This window comes from Nonomuraea sp. AD125B, assembly GCF_041402765.1.
GTDB lineage: Bacteria > Actinomycetota > Actinomycetes > Streptosporangiales > Streptosporangiaceae > Nonomuraea > Nonomuraea bangladeshensis.
In genome coordinates, this window is the sequence record NZ_JBGLOU010000021.1 from 78,354 (window position 1) to 94,302 (window position 15,949).

Annotated in this window: 17 protein-coding genes; 11 read left to right on the forward strand and 6 right to left on the reverse strand. The window is 72.7% G+C overall.

Translation table 11 applies throughout. From position 1 onward, the window contains the following. The first annotated feature begins 5 nt into the window (after positions 1–5). Together ACBR40_RS40670 and ACBR40_RS40675 are read left to right on the forward strand one after the other, a co-directional pair. Positions 6–368 (forward strand): sec-independent translocase, encoded by a 363-nt coding sequence (locus ACBR40_RS40670; RefSeq protein ID WP_329590060.1) that lies wholly within the window; start codon positions 6–8, stop codon positions 366–368. Continuing rightward, entirely contained in the window at positions 368–748 is a 381-nt protein-coding gene (locus ACBR40_RS40675; protein WP_371252160.1) for a hypothetical protein, read from the forward strand. Before ACBR40_RS40670 ends, ACBR40_RS40675 begins: the two co-directional genes overlap by 1 nt. Here ACBR40_RS40675 and ACBR40_RS40680 read toward each other — a convergent pair. Next, positions 732–1,700, reverse strand: a complete 969-nt coding sequence (locus tag ACBR40_RS40680) for an EamA family transporter (protein ID WP_344210616.1) — start codon at positions 1,698–1,700, stop codon at positions 732–734. The two genes, ACBR40_RS40675 and ACBR40_RS40680, sit on opposite strands and share 17 nt — an antisense overlap. A gap of 99 nt (positions 1,701–1,799) precedes the next feature. Between ACBR40_RS40680 and ACBR40_RS40685 the strand changes: the two genes are divergently transcribed. Together ACBR40_RS40685 and ACBR40_RS40690 are read left to right on the forward strand one after the other, a co-directional pair. Next, on the forward strand, positions 1,800–3,002 hold the full coding sequence (locus tag ACBR40_RS40685; RefSeq protein WP_371252161.1) for a magnesium transporter MgtE N-terminal domain-containing protein: 1,203 nt from the start codon (positions 1,800–1,802) through the stop codon (positions 3,000–3,002). Further along, entirely contained in the window at positions 2,999–3,493 is a 495-nt protein-coding gene (locus tag ACBR40_RS40690) for a DUF1003 domain-containing protein (RefSeq protein ID WP_344210612.1), read from the forward strand. The genes ACBR40_RS40685 and ACBR40_RS40690 overlap by 4 nt, the downstream gene beginning before the upstream one ends. Here the strand turns inward: ACBR40_RS40690 and ACBR40_RS40695 are convergent. Continuing rightward, positions 3,465–3,971, reverse strand: a complete 507-nt coding sequence (locus ACBR40_RS40695; protein ID WP_371252162.1) for a MarR family winged helix-turn-helix transcriptional regulator — start codon at positions 3,969–3,971, stop codon at positions 3,465–3,467. The two genes, ACBR40_RS40690 and ACBR40_RS40695, sit on opposite strands and share 29 nt — an antisense overlap. A 160-nt stretch (positions 3,972–4,131) precedes the next feature. Between ACBR40_RS40695 and ACBR40_RS40700 the strand changes: the two genes are divergently transcribed. Together ACBR40_RS40700 and ACBR40_RS40705 are read left to right on the forward strand one after the other, a co-directional pair. Further along, a complete protein-coding gene (locus ACBR40_RS40700) occupies positions 4,132–5,271 on the forward strand; it encodes an Mrp/NBP35 family ATP-binding protein (RefSeq protein WP_344210608.1) in 1,140 nt (379 codons plus the stop codon). Between the two features lie 62 nt (positions 5,272–5,333). Further along, complete coding sequence (locus ACBR40_RS40705) at positions 5,334–6,266, forward strand: CoA ester lyase (RefSeq protein ID WP_344210606.1); 933 nt, start codon at positions 5,334–5,336, stop codon at positions 6,264–6,266. Here the strand turns inward: ACBR40_RS40705 and ACBR40_RS40710 are convergent. Further along, positions 6,256–6,801, reverse strand: a complete 546-nt coding sequence (locus ACBR40_RS40710; RefSeq protein ID WP_364454641.1) for a DUF6529 family protein — start codon at positions 6,799–6,801, stop codon at positions 6,256–6,258. The genes ACBR40_RS40705 and ACBR40_RS40710 overlap by 11 nt on opposite strands. Further along, positions 6,798–7,511 carry a hypothetical protein gene (locus ACBR40_RS40715; protein ID WP_371252163.1) on the reverse strand — a complete coding sequence of 238 codons (714 nt, stop codon included), beginning with the start codon at positions 7,509–7,511 and terminating at the stop codon, positions 6,798–6,800. The genes ACBR40_RS40710 and ACBR40_RS40715 overlap by 4 nt, the downstream gene beginning before the upstream one ends. Before the next feature lie 99 nt (positions 7,512–7,610). Here ACBR40_RS40715 and ACBR40_RS40720 point away from each other — a divergent pair, with 99 nt between their 5' ends. Both ACBR40_RS40720 and ACBR40_RS40725 read left to right on the forward strand, forming a co-directional pair. Then, positions 7,611–8,612 (forward strand): lysostaphin resistance A-like protein, encoded by a 1,002-nt coding sequence (locus ACBR40_RS40720; RefSeq protein ID WP_371252164.1) that lies wholly within the window; start codon positions 7,611–7,613, stop codon positions 8,610–8,612. Positions 8,613–9,628: 1,016 nt separating this feature from the next. Beyond that, on the forward strand, positions 9,629–12,133 hold the full coding sequence (locus tag ACBR40_RS40725; RefSeq protein ID WP_371252165.1) for a hypothetical protein: 2,505 nt from the start codon (positions 9,629–9,631) through the stop codon (positions 12,131–12,133). Here the strand turns inward: ACBR40_RS40725 and ACBR40_RS40730 are convergent. Continuing rightward, positions 12,122–12,520, reverse strand: a complete 399-nt coding sequence (locus tag ACBR40_RS40730; protein WP_371252166.1) for an NUDIX hydrolase — start codon at positions 12,518–12,520, stop codon at positions 12,122–12,124. The genes ACBR40_RS40725 and ACBR40_RS40730 overlap by 12 nt on opposite strands. 74 nt (positions 12,521–12,594) lie before the next feature. On the opposite strand from ACBR40_RS40730, the gene ACBR40_RS40735 reads away from it, so the two are divergent. From ACBR40_RS40735 to ACBR40_RS40745, 3 genes are read left to right on the forward strand one after another with little or no spacing between them, the layout of a single operon-like run. Further along, positions 12,595–13,221, forward strand: a complete 627-nt coding sequence (locus ACBR40_RS40735) for a DUF6758 family protein (protein WP_344210594.1) — start codon at positions 12,595–12,597, stop codon at positions 13,219–13,221. 52 nt (positions 13,222–13,273) lie between these two features. Further along, positions 13,274–13,993 carry an MBL fold metallo-hydrolase gene (locus ACBR40_RS40740; protein WP_344210592.1) on the forward strand — a complete coding sequence of 240 codons (720 nt, stop codon included), beginning with the start codon at positions 13,274–13,276 and terminating at the stop codon, positions 13,991–13,993. Positions 13,994–14,001: 8 nt separating this feature from the next. Then, complete coding sequence (locus ACBR40_RS40745) at positions 14,002–14,958, forward strand: RecB family exonuclease (protein ID WP_371252167.1); 957 nt, start codon at positions 14,002–14,004, stop codon at positions 14,956–14,958. A 54-nt stretch (positions 14,959–15,012) separates the two neighbouring features. Here ACBR40_RS40745 and ACBR40_RS40750 read toward each other — a convergent pair whose 3' ends face one another. Further along, positions 15,013–15,939 carry an oxygenase MpaB family protein gene (locus tag ACBR40_RS40750; RefSeq protein ID WP_371252168.1) on the reverse strand — a complete coding sequence of 309 codons (927 nt, stop codon included), beginning with the start codon at positions 15,937–15,939 and terminating at the stop codon, positions 15,013–15,015. Positions 15,940–15,949 lie beyond the last annotated feature (10 nt).

The window sequence follows — 15,949 nt, forward strand, 5'->3', positions numbered from 1 at the left end:
TCACGGTGTTCGGACTCGGGTGGGGGGAGATAGCGGCGCTGGTCGTCCTCGCGCTGCTGGTCTTCGGCCCCGACAAGCTGCCCCAGGCCGCCGCGCAGGCCGGCCGGACGCTGCGCAACCTGCGCCGCATGGCCAACAACGCGCGCGACGACCTGCGGGCCGGGCTGGGCCCGGAGTTCCAGAACTTCGACCCGGCCGACCTCAACCCGCGCACGTTCGTCCGCAAGCATCTCCTCGACGACATCGAGGACACCTGGAACGACAAGCCGAAGGAGCTGGACTCCGTCGCGGCCTCCTACTCGCCGGAGCCGGTCGTGGACGAGCTGGGCTACGGCGAGGTCCCGCCGTACGACTCCGAGGCCACCTGATGCCCGTGGAGCCCTCCCTGGCGCCCGGCGTGGAGGAGGGCGCGAAGAAGTCGGGCATCTTGTGGCTCGGCCTGGCCGACGGGCCCCGGCTGGCCTGGCACGTCTGGCACGACGGCGCGATTTATCTCGTGACGGGCGGCGAGGAGCAGAGCCTGCCCGGGCTCGACGCGCTCGACCGGGTCCACGTGACGCTGCGCAGCAAGGACAACGGCGCCAGGCTGGTGGAGTTCGACGCCGCGGTGTCGGCCGTCGACCAGGAGCGGGCCCCCGAGGCGGTGGCCGCGCTCGCCAAGGAGCGGCTCAACGCCCGCGATGCCGAGCACCTCGCTGAGCGGTGGGCCCGCGAGTGCGTCGTCGTCCGGCTCACCCCCGTGAGCTGACCCCGTCCAGGGACGCCAGCCCGGGCTCGCCGGGCTCCTCCGCCGGCCGCGCCGAGGCGGTCGCGGTCTGCGCGAGCAGCGCGCCGGCCAGCACGAGCAGCCCGCCGGTGATCTGGAACACGCCGAGGGTCTCGCCGACCAGCCCCCAGGCCACCAGGGCGCCGCCGATGACCTCAAGCGACGCGACCGTGGCCCCGACGGCGGCCGACAGCCGCCGCACCGCGTTGACGCCCAGGATGTACGCCACCACGGTCGCGACCAGCACCATCCACACGTACGCCCCCAGCACCGGCAGGCTCACCCCGCCCCCGGCCGGTGTGGTGGTGAGGGTGAAAGCGCTCCAGGGGATGTCCCAGGGCCGGGCGAAGGGCACCAGCACCACGGCCGCGCCCGCCATGCCCCAGGCGATGAGCCCGAGCGGGTCCACGTCGTCGCCGAAGCTGTCGCTCATGAGGAAGTAGCCCGCGCAGCAGGCCCCGGCCGCCAGCCCGAGCAGCAGGCCGAGCGCGTCGATCCGCATGCCCTGCCACGCCTCGACCACGATGGCGAGCCCGAGGACGGCCGCCACGGCGCCGACGTAGGCGGCGGGCGCCAGCCGGATCCTGCGCACCAGCCGCACCCAGGCCACGACCATCACCGGCGCCATGAACTCCAGCAGCAGGGCGATGCCCACCGGCAGCCGCGTGATGGCCACGAAGTAGAGCGACTGGACCCCGGCCACGGCCATGATCGCGTACAGGGCGAAGAACGGCATGCGGGAGCGGGGGATGCGCAGCGCCCGTGGCCGTACGATGGCCAGCACGGCGAGCAGCAGCAGCCCCGCGCCCGCCATCCGCGTCCACACCGCTTCGATCGGCGCCAGCCCTGCCGCGATCAGATATTTGGCCATGGGCCCCGAGAACGCGAAACAACACGAGGACACGAACGCGAGCGCCAGCCCCGCATATCTCATCGCAACACCATTCCCGCCTCGTAATTACCGTCAAGCAGGTTTGATCCTGACATGTCGCCCTCACCTGGCGCAATGGGACGGCGCTGTTAGCCTGGCCACGTGAGGATCTTCGTGGCGCGGCTCCCTGGGACCCCGGTCTTCGACCCGGCGGGCGACCAGATCGGCCGCGTCCGCGACCTGGTGGCGGGCCTGCGCCCCGGCCGCCGCCCCAACATCCACGGACTGGTCGTGGAGGTGCAGCCGCGCCGCCGCGTCTTCCTGCCCATCACCCGCGTCCGCCGCATCGAGGCCGGGGCCGTCGTCTTCAGCGGCCGGCTCAACATGCGCAGGTTCGAGCAGCGCGCGAGCGAGACGCTGGTCGTCGGCGAGCTGCTCGACCTGTCCGTACGCGTCGGCGGCGAGCAGGTCACCGTCTACGACGTGGCCATGGAGGAGGTCAAGCCGTCCACCTGGGAGATCACCAAGGTCGCCGTCTACCGGCGCAGGCGGCGCGACCCCCGCGTGGTCGACTGGAACGAGGTCACCGGCTTCGACACCCTCCAGCAGGACCAGGGCGCGGCCGGGCTGATCGCGGCGTTCGCGTCCATGCGGGCCGCCGACGTGGCGAGCGCCCTGCACCACCTGCCGCCCAAGCGGCGCACCGAGATCGCCCGCGCGCTCGACGACGACCGCCTCGCCGACGTGCTGGAGGAGATGCCGCCGGACGACCAGGTCGGCGTCCTCGGCATGCTGGGGCCCGAGCGGGCGGCCCGCGTCCTGGAGGAGATGGGCCCCGACGACGCCGCCGACCTGCTGCACGAGCTGCCCGACGAGCAGGCGTCCGAGCTGCTGGCGCTCATGGAGCCGGGGGAGGCCGCGCCGGTGCGGCGGCTGCTCACCTACCCGGAGAACAGCGCGGGCGGCGTCATGACCAGCGAGCCGGTCATCCTGCCGCCCTCGTCCACGGTGGCCGAGGCGCTGGCGCACATCCGCCAGCAGGACCTCTCGCCCGCCGTCGCAGCCCAGGTGTTCGTGTCCAGGCCGCCGACCGAGACCCCCACCGGCACCTACCTGGGGGTGGCGCACTTCCAGCGCCTGCTGCGCGAGCCGCCCTCCACGCTGCTCGGCGCGGCGCTGGACCCGTCGATCGACCCCATCAAGCCGGAGTTCACGCTGATCGAGGTCACCTCGTACCTCGCCAACTACAACCTCGTCGCGGCGCCTGTCGTGGACGAGCTGGGCCGGCTCGTCGGCGCGGTGACCGTCGACGACGTGCTGGACCACCTGCTGCCCGAGGACTGGCGCGAGAGGGACGACACGTGACCACCGAACGACTCGACCAGCCGCGCGAGCTGCGCCGCACGCTGCGGCCGCACTACGACCCGGAGACCTTCGGCCGGCTGTCCGAGCGGATCGCGCGCTTCCTCGGCACTGCCAGGTTCATCGTCTACATGACGGTGTTCGTCGGGGTCTGGGTGATCTGGAACGTGGCCGCGCCGCCCTCGCTCAAGTTCGACCCGTACCCGTTCATCTTCCTGACGCTCATGCTGTCGCTGCAGGCCAGCTACGCCGCGCCGCTCATCCTGCTGGCCCAGAACCGCCAGGACGACCGCGACCGCATCCAGTACGAGCAGGACCGCGAGGCCGCCGAGCGCAACCAGGCCGAGATCGAGTATCTGACGCGGGAGATCGCCGGGCTGCGCCTGGCGATCAACGAGGTCGCCACCCGCGACTACCTGCGCGCCGAGCTGGGCCGGCTGCTGGAGGAGCTCCAGGAGCCCGAGGTCAAAGAGCGCCGCCGCCAGCCGCGCTAGCGGCTGTGCCTGTGCCGGCGCCTGCCTCGGCGCCGTCGAGCCTGCCGAGCATGGCCCTGATCTGGCCGATCTCGCCGCTGCCCAGCATGTCGAGGAACTGCGTCCTGATGCCGCGCAGATAGGTGGGCGTGGCCTCGGCCAGCCGGCCCGCTCCGGCGTCGGTCAGCACCGCGAACAGGCCGCGGGCGTCGTCGGGGCACGCCTCGCGGGTCACCAGGCCGTCGCGCTGCAGCCGGTCGATGAGGCGGGTCAGGCCGCTGCGCGACAGCAGCACGCGATCGGCCAGGTCGTTCATGCGCAGCCGCCGCCCGTCCGCCTCGGCGAGCTGCATGAGCACCTCGTACGAGGCCAGGGGCAGATCGTGGGCGACGAGCAGCTCAGCCTCCAGGCGGCGGGTGATGCGGACCTGGGCGCGCTGCAACATTCGCCAGACCGCCAGCTCCTCGGCGGTGAGGCCCTCGTCGCGCAGAAGAGTCACGGAGTAACCTTAGGACGTTGTTGCACAGACATCTAACAGCACGGATTAACTCAGCGGGGCCGCCGGTTCATACCATGGAGGGGCATCCTCGCTGGCGTCCAGCGCCTGTCACACATATACCGACAAAGGAGGGACGGCACTCCCTCGTGCCGAGACTTCGATGGCACCTACCCAGGAACTGGTGACGGCGGCTCTTTCCACCGTCATCGACCCCGAGATCCGCCGTCCGATCACGGACCTCGGCATGGTCAAGAGCATCGATATCGCTCCCGGCGGTGCGGTGCGCGTCGGCGTCTACCTCACCGTGGCGGGTTGTCCCATGCGGGACACCATCACCCGCGACGTCACCACCGCCGTCTCCAAGGTCGAAGGCGTGACCGGCGTCCAGATCGAGCTGGACGTGATGAGCACCGAGCAGCGCAAGGAGCTCCAGACCAAGCTGCGCGGCAACCGCGGGCCGGAGAAGGAGATCCCCTTCAACCAGCCCGGCTCGCTGACCCGCGTGTTCGCCGTGGCGAGCGGCAAGGGCGGCGTCGGCAAGTCGTCGGTGACCGTCAACCTGGCCGCCTCCATGGCCGCGAGCGGCCTCAAGGTGGGCATCGTCGACGCCGACATCTACGGCCACAGCATCCCGCGCATGCTGGGAGCCGCCGAGCGGCCCACCAAGGTCGAAGACATGATCATGCCGCCGGTGGCCCACGACATCAAGGTCATCTCGGTCGGCATGTTCAAGCCCCCGGAGGGCAACACCCCGGTCGTCTGGCGCGGTCCGATGCTCGACCGGGCGCTCCACCAGTTCCTGGCCGACGTCTACTGGGGCGACCTCGACGTCCTGCTGCTCGACCTGCCGCCCGGCACCGGCGACATCGCCATCTCCGTGGCGCAGCGGCTCCCCGGGGCCGAGATCCTGGTCGTGACCACGCCGCAGATGGCCGCCGCCGAGGTGGCCGAGCGCGCCGGCTCCATCGCCGCGCAGACCCACCAGCAGATCGCCGGCGTCATCGAGAACATGTCCTGGCTGCCCTGCCCCCACTGCGACGAGCGCATCTCGGTGTTCGGCGAGGGCGGCGGCCAGACCGTCGCCGACGCGCTGACCCGCATCCTCGGCGCGCGGGTGCCGCTGCTCGGGCAGGTCCCGATCGACATGCGGCTGCGCGAGGGCGGCGACGAGGGCAAGCCGCTGGTCCTCACCGACCCCGACTCGCCCGCCGCGGCCGAGCTGCGCTCGATCGCGGGCGCCCTGAGCAAGCGCTCCTCCAGCCTGAAGGGCCTCCAGCTCGGCCTGGCCCCGCGCCGCTGAGCGAAGACGTACGGGTGGGTGCCGCCACCGGGAGGGGGCGGCGCCACCAGTAGCGTGTGCGCATGCGCTCACGTCGTTCGGTTCTCGCGGTTCCGGGGAGCAACCCGCGCTTCCTGGAGAAGGCCCAGACCCTGCCCGTCGACGAGGTCTTCCTCGACCTGGAGGACTCCGTCGCGCCGGCCGCCAAGGAGGACGCGCGGCGCAACGTCGTCGCCGCGCTGCGCGAGGGCGACTGGTCGGGCAAGACGCGTGTGGTGCGGGTCAACGACCTCGCCACGCAGTGGACCTACCGCGACGTCATCGAGGTCGTCGAGGGCGCCGGGCAGTTCCTCGACTGCGTGATGCTGCCCAAGGTGCAGGACCCGACCGAGGTGGTCTGGCTCGACACGCTGCTCACGCAGATCGAGAAGGCCATGGGCTACGAGCCCGGCAGGATCGGGATCGAGGCGCAGATCGAGAACGCCCGCGGCCTGGTCAACGTCGACATGATCGCCGGCTCGTCGCGGCGGCTGGAGACGCTGGTGTTCGGGCCCGCCGACTTCATGGCCTCGATCAACATGCGCACGCTCGTCGTCGGCGAGCAGCCCCCCGGCTACACCGAGGGCGACGCCTACCACTACATCCTCATGCGCCTGCTCATGGCGGCCCGCAGCCACGACCTCCAGGTCATCGACGGCCCCTACCTCCAGATCAAGGACGTCGACGGCTTCCGCCGGGTCGCCAGGCGGTCGGCGGCGCTGGGCTTCGACGGCAAGTGGGTGCTGCACCCCTCCCAGGTGGACGCGGCCAACGAGGTGTTCTCGCCGGCGCAGGAGGACTACGACCACGCCGAGCTGATCCTGGAGGCGTACGAGTACTACACCACCGTGGAGAAGCGCGGCGCGGTCATGCTGGGCGACGAGATGATCGACGAGGCCTCGCGCAAGATGGCGCTCGTCGTGGCCGCCAAGGGGCGGGCGGCCGGGCTGAGCAGGACCGTCACCTTCACACCTTGATGCCCACGGCCGTGAAGAACCAGAACGCCGAGGTCAGCCAGAGCCCCACCAGCGCGGTGAACGCCAGCCCGCCGAACACCGGCAGCGTCCAGCCCGGCGTGTCCCGCTTGGGCAGGGCCAGCATCTTCGCGGTGAACACGCCGTAGAAGAAGCAGCCGAGCAGGGAGTGCGCGAGCACCCTGGGCACGTCGTACTGGAGGCCGAGCGCGTACAGGCAGTGGAAGGCGACCGGGATCGTCACCAGGAACGCCAGCCGCCCCGACCAGCGGTGCACCCCGGCGGGTATGGCGATCCCGAGCTTGCCCCACATCGACAGGGCCGAGACGACCTGGACGAACGCCAGCACGAGCGCGGCCGTGGTCAGCCACGCCTTCATCGGCAGGGCGGCGGAGAAGCCCGCCACGCCGACGGCGTAGCCCGTGGGGGTGTGGGCGCGGCCGTACACGCCGAGCGCGAGCACCACGAGCCCGCCGATCAGCAGCGGCACCAGCAACGAGGCCAGGCCGCGCGAGGGCGTCCGGTGGATGGCGGTCATGACATCTCCTCGATGAAGCCGTCGACGTCCTTCGGGTGGACCGTGGTGCCGTCCACAGTCAGCGGCGCGGTCGGCTGGTCGGGGTTCAGCGTGGGGACGGGCACCAGGCGGTCGTTCGAGGTGGCGGCGCCGACCGAGGTGTAGCTGCCGTCCGGGTTCTTGATCCGGATCCAGCCGGCGCGGTACTGGGCGCCGCGCACGAGGGCGGTGGCGCGGTACAGGCCCGACGGCTTGCGCACGGACTGGGCGACGAAGCTCCACTTCTTCCCGCCGAGCGACAACTGGCCGGTTGCCTTGCCGGCGCCGAGGTCGGCGGTCACCTTGCCGGTCTTGACCCCCGTCAGGCTGACCGAGTCGCCCGACTGGGTGCCCTTGAACCACGCTTCCGCGCGGCCGTCGCAGAAGTAGCCGACGGCCTTGCCGTTCCTGATCGAGATGGCGATGAGGCCGCCGTTGCCGGTGACGCGGCCGCCGTAGTCGGCCTTGTCGATCTTCTTGGCCTCCGTGCGCTCGGGGGTGGGCGTCGGCTGCGCCTCCTGCGCCGGCTCCTCAGCCGGCTGTTCAGCCGTCTGTTCCTCGTCGGGAACGGTGTTCTCCACGTTGGGGGCGGCGGTGTTCGCCGCAGGTGTCGCGTTGACGCTGGCGACACCGAGCCCCGCGGCGAGCACGGCTCCCGCCACGAGGGTGATGACAGGTCCCAGCCTTGACATGGACTGCTCCCAGGGTTGAAGTGCCTACCTCTGAGAGCATCCGCCCAAAAGCGCGATCCGTCTGTGAACTATTGCGCATCAGATGGACAGAATGGAGGAATGCAGGAGAACCCTGGTCCGCCGCGCCACCCGTACGGGGCCGCGTACCCGCAGCCGCAATATCCCTATCCGCCCGTGCCGCCGCAGCGGTCCTGGTTCCTGCCGATGCCCTCGGGCGCCCGCTTCGACCATCTGGCGAGGAACGAGGCCGCCCGGCCGTGGCGCTCGATCGTCGGCACGCTGGTGATCGCGATCGGGTTCTTCGTCATCGGGTTCGTGGTGATCACCGCGGCCATGCTGTTCGCCGCCGTGTTCGGCCTGCCCTCGCCGGTGGACGTGAACACCGGGCTGCCCGAGGGCACCCCGTTCGGGCTGGGCACGACGTTGATGTCGATCGCGCCCGTGCTGCTCCTCGTGGTGGGCGTGACGGCACTGGTGCAGCGGCGCAGGCCGGGGACGTTGTCGTCGGTGGCCGGCCGGCTGCGCTGGGGCTGGATGGTCCGGTGCGCGGGGCTGGCGGTGCTGGCGATGGTGCTCGGGCAGGCCGCGCAGTGGCTGACGCTGACCCTGACGGGCGCGGAGGCCGGCATGTTCGGCTGGGTGGGCTGGGAGCGGTTCCTGCCCGTGTTCGTGGTGATCCTGGTGCTGGTGCCGTTCCAGGCCGCCGCCGAGGAGTACGTCTTCCGCGGCTGGTTCCTCCAGGCCGTCGGGGCGCACGTGCGCAACCCCGTGTGGGGCATCGTCGTCGGGGCGGCGCTGTTCGCCTCGCTGCACGGCTACTCGTGGACGGGGCTCGCCGACGTGTTCGCCTTCGGCGTGGTGATGGGCTGGTTGTCGGTGCGTACCGGGGGGCTGGAGGCGGCGATCGCGCTGCACGTGCTCAACAACGTGGTGGCGTTCGGGCTGAGCGCGGCGGCGGGGGAGTTGCAGGAGTCGCTGAACCAAGCGGAGGTGGCGGTGCCGTGGCAGGCGCTGACGGGGACGGCGGTGCAGTTCCTGGTGTTCTCGCTCGGGGTTTTGTACCTGGCCAAAAAGCGGTCAATCGCCACAATTTCGAGATAAATCGGGCTAGTGGTTGGGGGAATCTCACTAGAGAGGTCTCGCCATTCGCGCTCATTCGTGCTGCTCTGGAACCTGTGGGGAGGGCGAGGTCTTCCGGAGGTGATCGTTTCGGTCCGGCGGGGTAGGGGTGGGCGCGTGTGATACTTCGTCGAGTGAGACAGAAAAACTCGAAATAAGCGCATAAGGATGGACATCCTTCCTGGAACGGTCCCGGATGGTGACCGTTCCCGTACGACTAGTTCGACTAGGAGGTACGGCGCGTGGCCTCCGGCCCCAGCGAACCGCCACGGCGACCGCCAGGTGACGACGACCCCCGCTCCGAGGGCGCGTCAGAGCCGCAATCTTCTCCAGAGCCGAGGATCAGCCACTCCCCGCCCGGGCCCACCGACGACCGGGCCCGGGGCTTACCCCTGACGTCCCCGTGGGGCATGCCGCCCTTCGCGGCGCCCGTACCGGACGAGACGCCGCAGGAGCCACCCAAGGGACGTAGGCCCTACAGCTCGCCGACGGCGGAGCCCGAGGCCGAGCCGCGCCGCCGGCCGCGCCGCGTGGTCAACCGCCCGGACAAACTCGTCGCCTCCGGCCCCCCCAGAAAGCCCCCGACCCCCCAGGGCCCAGCGACCCCCCAGGGCCCAGCGGCCCCCCAGGACACAGCCCCGCAGGATGTGGTGGCCCCCGAGAGCCCGTCGGCTCCCCCTGGTCCATCGGCCTCTCAGGGCGCGGCGGCCTCTTCGCACACGGCCCCCGAAGGCGCAGCGGCCCCGCAGGATGCGGCGCCCTCTGGGGCAACGGCCGCTGATGGCACAGCAGCCCCGCATGATGCGGGGGTCCCCCAGGGCGCAGCTCATCGCCCGGCGGGTCCCCATGACACTCCGTCCGCCCAACCCCCCTCTGCCGGCCACGCGCCGCCCGAGCCGCAGGAGGACGCTCAGGAGGCCGTACAGGGGTCTCAGGAGGAGTCGCGGCGCGGGGAGGGCCGGGAGGGCCGGGAGGCCGTCTCCGGGGTGCGGGAAGGCGTGGAGGAGGGGACGCCGCGCAGGGACCCGCGTACGGCGCCGTACCGGCTGGTGGTCCCGGCCGACGGAGCCGCGCCGGCGGAGCCCGGCGGGGAGGACGAGCCGGAGGTGCGGCGCGTCGGCCGCCCGCCGGCCGGCCGGCCGACCAGGCCCGACCTGCTCGTGGCGAGCGGCCCGCCCCGCCCCCAGGGCGCGAGCGGGCGCCACCACAGAGGCCCGGCCCCCGCCGCCGTCCGCAGGTCCAGCCCCGTACGCCGGGGCAGCCGCGCCACCCCCGTCGTCCTCACCGTCGCCGCCGCCCTCCTGGTGGCGACCGGGGTGCTCGTCTGGCAGTGGGCCGGCGACGAGCCCCAGGGCCTCAGCCTGGCCGCCGGGACGGGCCGCTCGGGCGACGAGCTGTTCACCGTCCCCGCCGCCGGCGACGGCGTCAACCAGAAGCTCAACGACATGGCCTCGGTCGGCCGCGCGGTCGTCGCCGTGGGCAGCGACATCACCGATCCCACCCCGCGCCCGCTGTTCCTGTTCTCGCCCGACAGTGGCAAGACGTGGCAGCTCGGCCAGGTCAACGGCGCCTCCGCCCCCACCGTCCAGCGCGTCGTCGGCGGCGGCGGGCGCTGGCTGGCCAGCGGCGAGGACTACGGCACCGGCGAGCGCGGCCTGTGGACCAGCGCCGACGGCTTCAGCTGGGACGCCGTGCCCGCCTCCGCCCTGACCGCGTTCCGGGCCGGCGACCGGATCGCCGACATCGCCCGTACGTCGTCGGGGTTCGTCGCGGTCGGCACCACCACGGGCGACGACGGCGCGCCCGGCCCGGCGGCCTGGCGGTCGGCCGACGGCCGCGCCTGGGAGCGGGCCGAGGCGACGGGCCTGCAGATACGCGAGATCAACGCGGTGGTCGCCAAGGGCGACACCGTCGTGGCCATCGGGCGACCCGCGGAAGGCGAGGGTTCGCGGGTCGTCCGGTCGGCCGACGGCGGGCGTACGTGGCAGGTCACGGCGTTCCTGCTCCCCGAGGCGATGCCGCGCGCGGGGACGCTGGCGGTGCTGCCCAAGCGGTTCGTGCTGGTGCCGACGCGGCAGCGGACGATCACGGGCGACGTACGCGTCTACTGCTCGCCGGGCGGCGACGAATGGGCGCAGTGCGGCTCGATCGCGGGGCTCGGCGGCGAGAGCGTCGGCGTGGAGTCGCTGATCTCGTACGAGTCGGGGGCGGCCGCGATCACGCAGGCCGGCCTCGGCCGGTACGCCGTGCTGACCACGACGGACGGCCGAGGCTGGACCAAGCGGGCCGAGCTCGGCAACCTGCGCAACGCCACGTTGCGCGGCTTCACCATCGCCGAGGGCGGCACCCTGTTCGCGGGCGGCGACCAGGCCGCCTCCGACGTGGACAACCAGCTCGTGCTGATGTCCGCGCCGCCGCGCGGGCAGGCCGCCCGCGTGCCGCTCGGCGACGTCGCGGGGCTGACCCGCATGGCCCGCGAGACGAGCGCCCTGACCAGCTTCGGCGGCCGGTACGTCGCCGTCGGCTCGGCCTCCGGCGACGCCGGCCTGTGGACGATCAGGAACTGGCAGAGCTGGAAGTCCATGAGCCTCGGCGGCTCCGGCCGCCAGCGGCTGGAGGACGTGGCCCACGGCTCCCGTGGCTGGCTCGCGGTCGGCGGCACCGAGACCAACGTCGGCGTCACCGACCCCCTGCTGGTGACCTCGGCCGACGGCGAGAGCTGGCGGCGGGTGAACGTCTCGGGCGACCTGGCCAGGCGCTCCGGCCACGTGGGCCTGGAGCCGCGGGTCGTCGCCGCGGGCAAGAAGGGCTACGTGCTCGCCGGCCAGGACACCGACCAGGCGAACAACGCGGGCGCGGCCATGTGGTTCACCTCCGACCTGCGCAGGTTCACCAGGGCGGCCAAGCTGCCGAACGGCGGCGCCGGCGCGCGCGTGCACGACGTGGCCGCGACGGCGGACGGGTTCGTGGCGGTGGGCGGCGCGGGCCCGGCCGACCGGGAGAGCAGCCTCGTCTGGTACTCCGAGGACGGGCTCAACTGGAGCGCCCGCCCCCGCGTGGCCCCGCCGGACGCCACGTCCGCCGGGCTGCGCCGGATCGTCGAGCACCAGGGCAGGCTGGTGGCGATGGGCACCGCGATCACCGGCGGCTCCCGCCGCGCCTTCGCGGCGGTCTCCGCCGACGACGGCGAGAGCTGGGAGACCGCGTGGCTGCCCGCCGAGCAGGCGGCCGCGGTCTACGACCTCGCGGCGGCGGCCGAGGGCCTGGTGGCGGTCGGCTGGCACGGCGCGCCCGGCGAGGGCGACAGCGCCGCCTGGACCTCCCAGGACGGCCTGAACTGGAACCGCATGGCGCTCACCAAGGACCGGCTGGCCGGCCCGGGGATGCAGTGGCTCACCGCCGTGGCGGTGTCGGGGTCGGAGGTGGTGGCGCTCGGGCGGTCCACCACGTACGACGCCGACCACCTCATCCTGTGGACCTCCAGCCTGACCTCAAGCCGGTAGGGCTCCCCAGCCGGTGAGCGTCTCCAGCAGGCCCTCGGTGAGCGGCAGCCGGGCGAGGTCGGCCGGCGTGCACCAGCGCAGGTCGGCGGCGTCGTCACCGGCCGCCGCCGTCCCGCCGGTCACGGTGGCGTGGTAGTCGCGGATCACGTACGTGACGCCGCCGGGGCCGGGGCGCTCCACCACGCCGGCCAGCGGGCCCACCTCGACCCGCAGGCCGGTCTCCTCCAGGACCTCGCGCCGCACGCCCGTCTCGTCGTCCTCGCCGGGCTCCAGCCGGCCGCCGGGCACGGACCACAGGCCCACGCCAGGAGGACGCCCCCGCTGGACGAGCAGGATCCGCTGCCCGGCGGCGTCGAGAATGACGGCGCCGACACAATTTACGCGCACATGACCAAGATTACGACGGGATAACGGGGAGCGGCCTTGACGGGGCCGTACCCGAGAAAGCACCGTGGGTAGGTGTGAGAGCGGCTCCAACCTGCCCACGGTGTTTCGGCCCTCTTCACGGGCCGGGCGCCTGGTCAAGCGCGTACCGATGTGACACGCACGGCGACGTCCTGCCGTATCAGCCTCCGTGGCCGCCGACCGGCGAGGCCCTGGACGCGATGCGCAAGAGCTCCGTCGTGCCCGTATGGCTGCCGTGGCCGCTGCCCTCCCGATGGGTGGTGACCGGTTTCGCCGAGGTGGGCGACCAGCGCACCGGCGCCCGCGCCAGCGTCGTCGCGCTCACCGGGCCGTCCCTGGTCGAAGGGCCGGCCGACATGCTGATCATCGCCGAGGAGCCGGGCATCGGGCTCGGCGCGGCGTTCGCCGGGCTGGACGGCCCCGACCCCGGCACGGGGTTCGACGAGGGCCCGCCGAACGCCAAGATCGAGGTGCTCGGGCATCCCGCCCCGCTCTGGTGCGTCGACGGCGAGGACGACCGCGCGGTCTACGCGGGCGAGGCCCTGGGCAACTGGCTGTGGACGATCTGCTGGCCGGCCGACGCCGGATGCATGATCGCGCTCGCCGAGCTGTCCCTGGTCGACGCCCGTGACCACGATCTGGACGTGCCCTTCGGGGCCTTCTCGCCACGGCTCGAGGACTAGGACGCGCTTTCGCGATTCGCGCTGTCAGGCAGACGGGCTAGAGTTCGGAGGCGTGACAGCGCGTATCGAGAGAGTGGTGACCGAGGGCGTGGTCGACCTCGACGGCACCGAGCACAAGGTCGAGAACAACACCTGGGTCATAGGCGACGACGACGAGGTGATCGTCATCGACCCGTCCCGTGACGCCGAGAAGATCATGGAGCAGGTGGGCGAGCGCGAGGTGCTGGCCGTCATCTGCACGGCCGGGCTGCCCGACCACGTCTCCGCGGCCATCGAGGTGGCCAGCAGGGACGAGGCCGTCGTGGCGCTCCACCCCAAGGACAAGCCCCTGTGGCGGGAGACCTGGTCCGAGACCTGGCCCGACATCGACATGGAGGACGACGGCATCTTCGAGGTCGCCGACGTCCAGCTCGACGTCATGGAGACGCCGGGCGTGACCCCCGGCGGCGTGTCGCTCTACTGCGAGGCGCTCGGGGCCGTGTTCACCGGCAAGGCGCTCCAGGCCGACGGCCCCGGCAAGCTGGGCGGCGAATACCCGGCGCTGGCCGACCAGCTCACCTCGATCGGCGGGCGGCTGTTCACGCTGCCGCCGGAGACGCGGGTGCTGCCGATCCACGGCGACGAGGTCACGGTCGGCGACCTGGAGCCGCACTTCGACGACTGGGTGTCCGGCTCGCTGACCAGGGTCGCCACCGAGGGCGAGGAGTCCGAGGGCCCGCTCGCCGACGGCACCAGGATCTCCGGGATCAAGCTCGGTCCGGGCGACGAGTAGGCGGCCGGGTGAGCTCGGTGCAGGGCCAGCTCCCGCTGGAGGACATGCCGCGGCGGCTCTATTCGTGCACGCCGTCGCGGTTGAACGCCTGGCTCGACTGCCGGCGCCGCTACCGGTTCAGCTACCTCGACCGGCCCCAGCCGTCCAAAGGGCCCGCCTGGGCGCACAACAGCGTCGGCGCGAGCGTCCACAACGCGCTGGCGGGGTGGTGGCGGGAGCCGTACGAGCGGCGCACGCCGCTGACGGCGGCCGTCCTGCTCACCAACGGGTGGATCGCCGAGGGGTTCAGGGACGCCGAGCAGTCGGGGCGGTGGCTGGCGCGGGCCCGCGACCTCGTGTCCGGATATGTCGCGACTTTAGATCCGGCGGATGAGCCGGTCGGCGTCGAGCGCACGGTCGCCACGCGCACCAAGGTCATCGCCCTGTCGGGCCGCATCGACCGGCTCGACCGGCGCGGCGACGAGCTGGTCGTGGTCGACTACAAGACCGGCCGCCGCCCGCTCACCCAGGACGACGCCCGCGGCTCGCTCGCCCTCGCCGCCTACGCCGTGGCCGCCTCCAGCATGCTGCGCACCCCGTGCCACGAGGTCGAGCTGCACCATCTGCCCACCGGCGAGATCGTCCAGTGGCGGCACACCGACGAGTCGCTGGCCCGCCATCTGAGGCGGGCCGAAGAGCTGGCGAGCGAGGCGGCGGAGGCCGACGAGCGCTACCGGGGGGCCGTCGCCGCCCCCGCCAAGGGCCGCACCGCCCCACGCGGCCAGGCGTCCCGCACCTCCGTCCCGTCTCCCGCGGGGGCGTCCGGGCGGCCGTTCGTGGGGCCCGCTGCGGTGCCGCCCGAGATCGACGAGCTGTTCGCGCCCAGTCCGGGCCCGATCTGCTCCTGGTGCGACTTCCGCCGCCACTGTCCCGAGGGCCAGGCCGTGGCCCCCGACCGCGACCCCTGGGACGGCCTCGCCGAGTGAGCGTCCCTGGGACGACCGCGCTGGATGAGCGCCGCCGCCTCGGCCCTTCCGGGGTCAGGCGGCGGGCGCCGGGTCCGCTGCCCCCTTGGGCCAGCGGCGGGGGTCCGTGAGGCCCTTGAGCCCCTCGCTGACGTCGTAGCCGGCCGCGCCCAGCCGTTCCCTGGTCGCCCGGAGCATCTCGCGGGTGGCCGGCATGAAGGCCCGGTCGTGGACGGGCTCGGGGACGGAGTTCATCGCCAGCCTGAACGCCCGCAGCGCCGCCGTGACGGCCGCGCGGGGCACCTCGGGCAGCACGCCGTACATCCGCCTGGCCCAGTCGGGGAGCGTGTAGTAGCAGAGCGCCCCGAACGGGAAGTAGACCGGCTTGCCCGGCGACAGCATGCGCAGCTCCTCCGGCAGCCGTGGCCACATGAGGAACCGCACGGTCGCGGCGGCCTCCTCGGTGACGCGGAGTGCGGGCCGCACCTGCTTGACGTACGCGTCCAGCTCGGCGCACGTGCCCGGCACGTCCTCGGGGTGCAGCCCGACGTAGGCCGCGGCGGCGCGCTGCTCGGCCAGGTAGCGGTCGGCCTGGCGCTCGCTCAGCCGCAGCCCGCCGCGCCTGGCCGCCTCCAGGTAGGACGACACCTCGGCGCAGTGCACCCACAGCAGCAGCTCGGGATCGTCCACCCGGTGCCTGCGCCCGGTGTCGGGGTCCTGCACGCGCAGCGTCTTGTGGATCCCCCGCACCCGCCGCCCGGCCTCGGCCGCCTCCTCCGGGCTGCCGAACGTGACCCGCCCCACGAAGTCGGCGGTGCGCCGCAGCCGGCCGAACGGGTCCTCCTGGAAGGTGGAGTTCTGCCAGACGCCGCGCATGGCCAGGGGGTGCAGCGCCTGCAGCATGAGCCCGCGGACGCCGCCCACCCACATCGTGCGGTCGATGTGCACGCGGTAGGTGACGGTGTGCGGCGGCTGGACGACGAGGTCTTCGATGCCGTTCATGGTAAGTACA

Coding starts and splice junctions, on each gene's coding strand:
- ACBR40_RS40750 (WP_371252168.1), bottom strand. CDS start 15,939: ATGAACGGCATCGAAGACCTCGTCGTCCAGCCGCCGCACACCGTCACC.
- ACBR40_RS40705 (WP_344210606.1), top strand. CDS start 5,334: ATGCGCTCACGTCGTTCGGTTCTCGCGGTTCCGGGGAGCAACCCGCGC.
- ACBR40_RS40710 (WP_364454641.1), bottom strand. CDS start 6,801: ATGACCGCCATCCACCGGACGCCCTCGCGCGGCCTGGCCTCGTTGCTG.
- ACBR40_RS40720 (WP_371252164.1), top strand. CDS start 7,611: ATGCAGGAGAACCCTGGTCCGCCGCGCCACCCGTACGGGGCCGCGTAC.
- ACBR40_RS40675 (WP_371252160.1), top strand. CDS start 368: ATGCCCGTGGAGCCCTCCCTGGCGCCCGGCGTGGAGGAGGGCGCGAAG.
- ACBR40_RS40700 (WP_344210608.1), top strand. CDS start 4,132: ATGGCACCTACCCAGGAACTGGTGACGGCGGCTCTTTCCACCGTCATC.
- ACBR40_RS40715 (WP_371252163.1), bottom strand. CDS start 7,511: ATGTCAAGGCTGGGACCTGTCATCACCCTCGTGGCGGGAGCCGTGCTC.
- ACBR40_RS40680 (WP_344210616.1), bottom strand. CDS start 1,700: ATGAGATATGCGGGGCTGGCGCTCGCGTTCGTGTCCTCGTGTTGTTTC.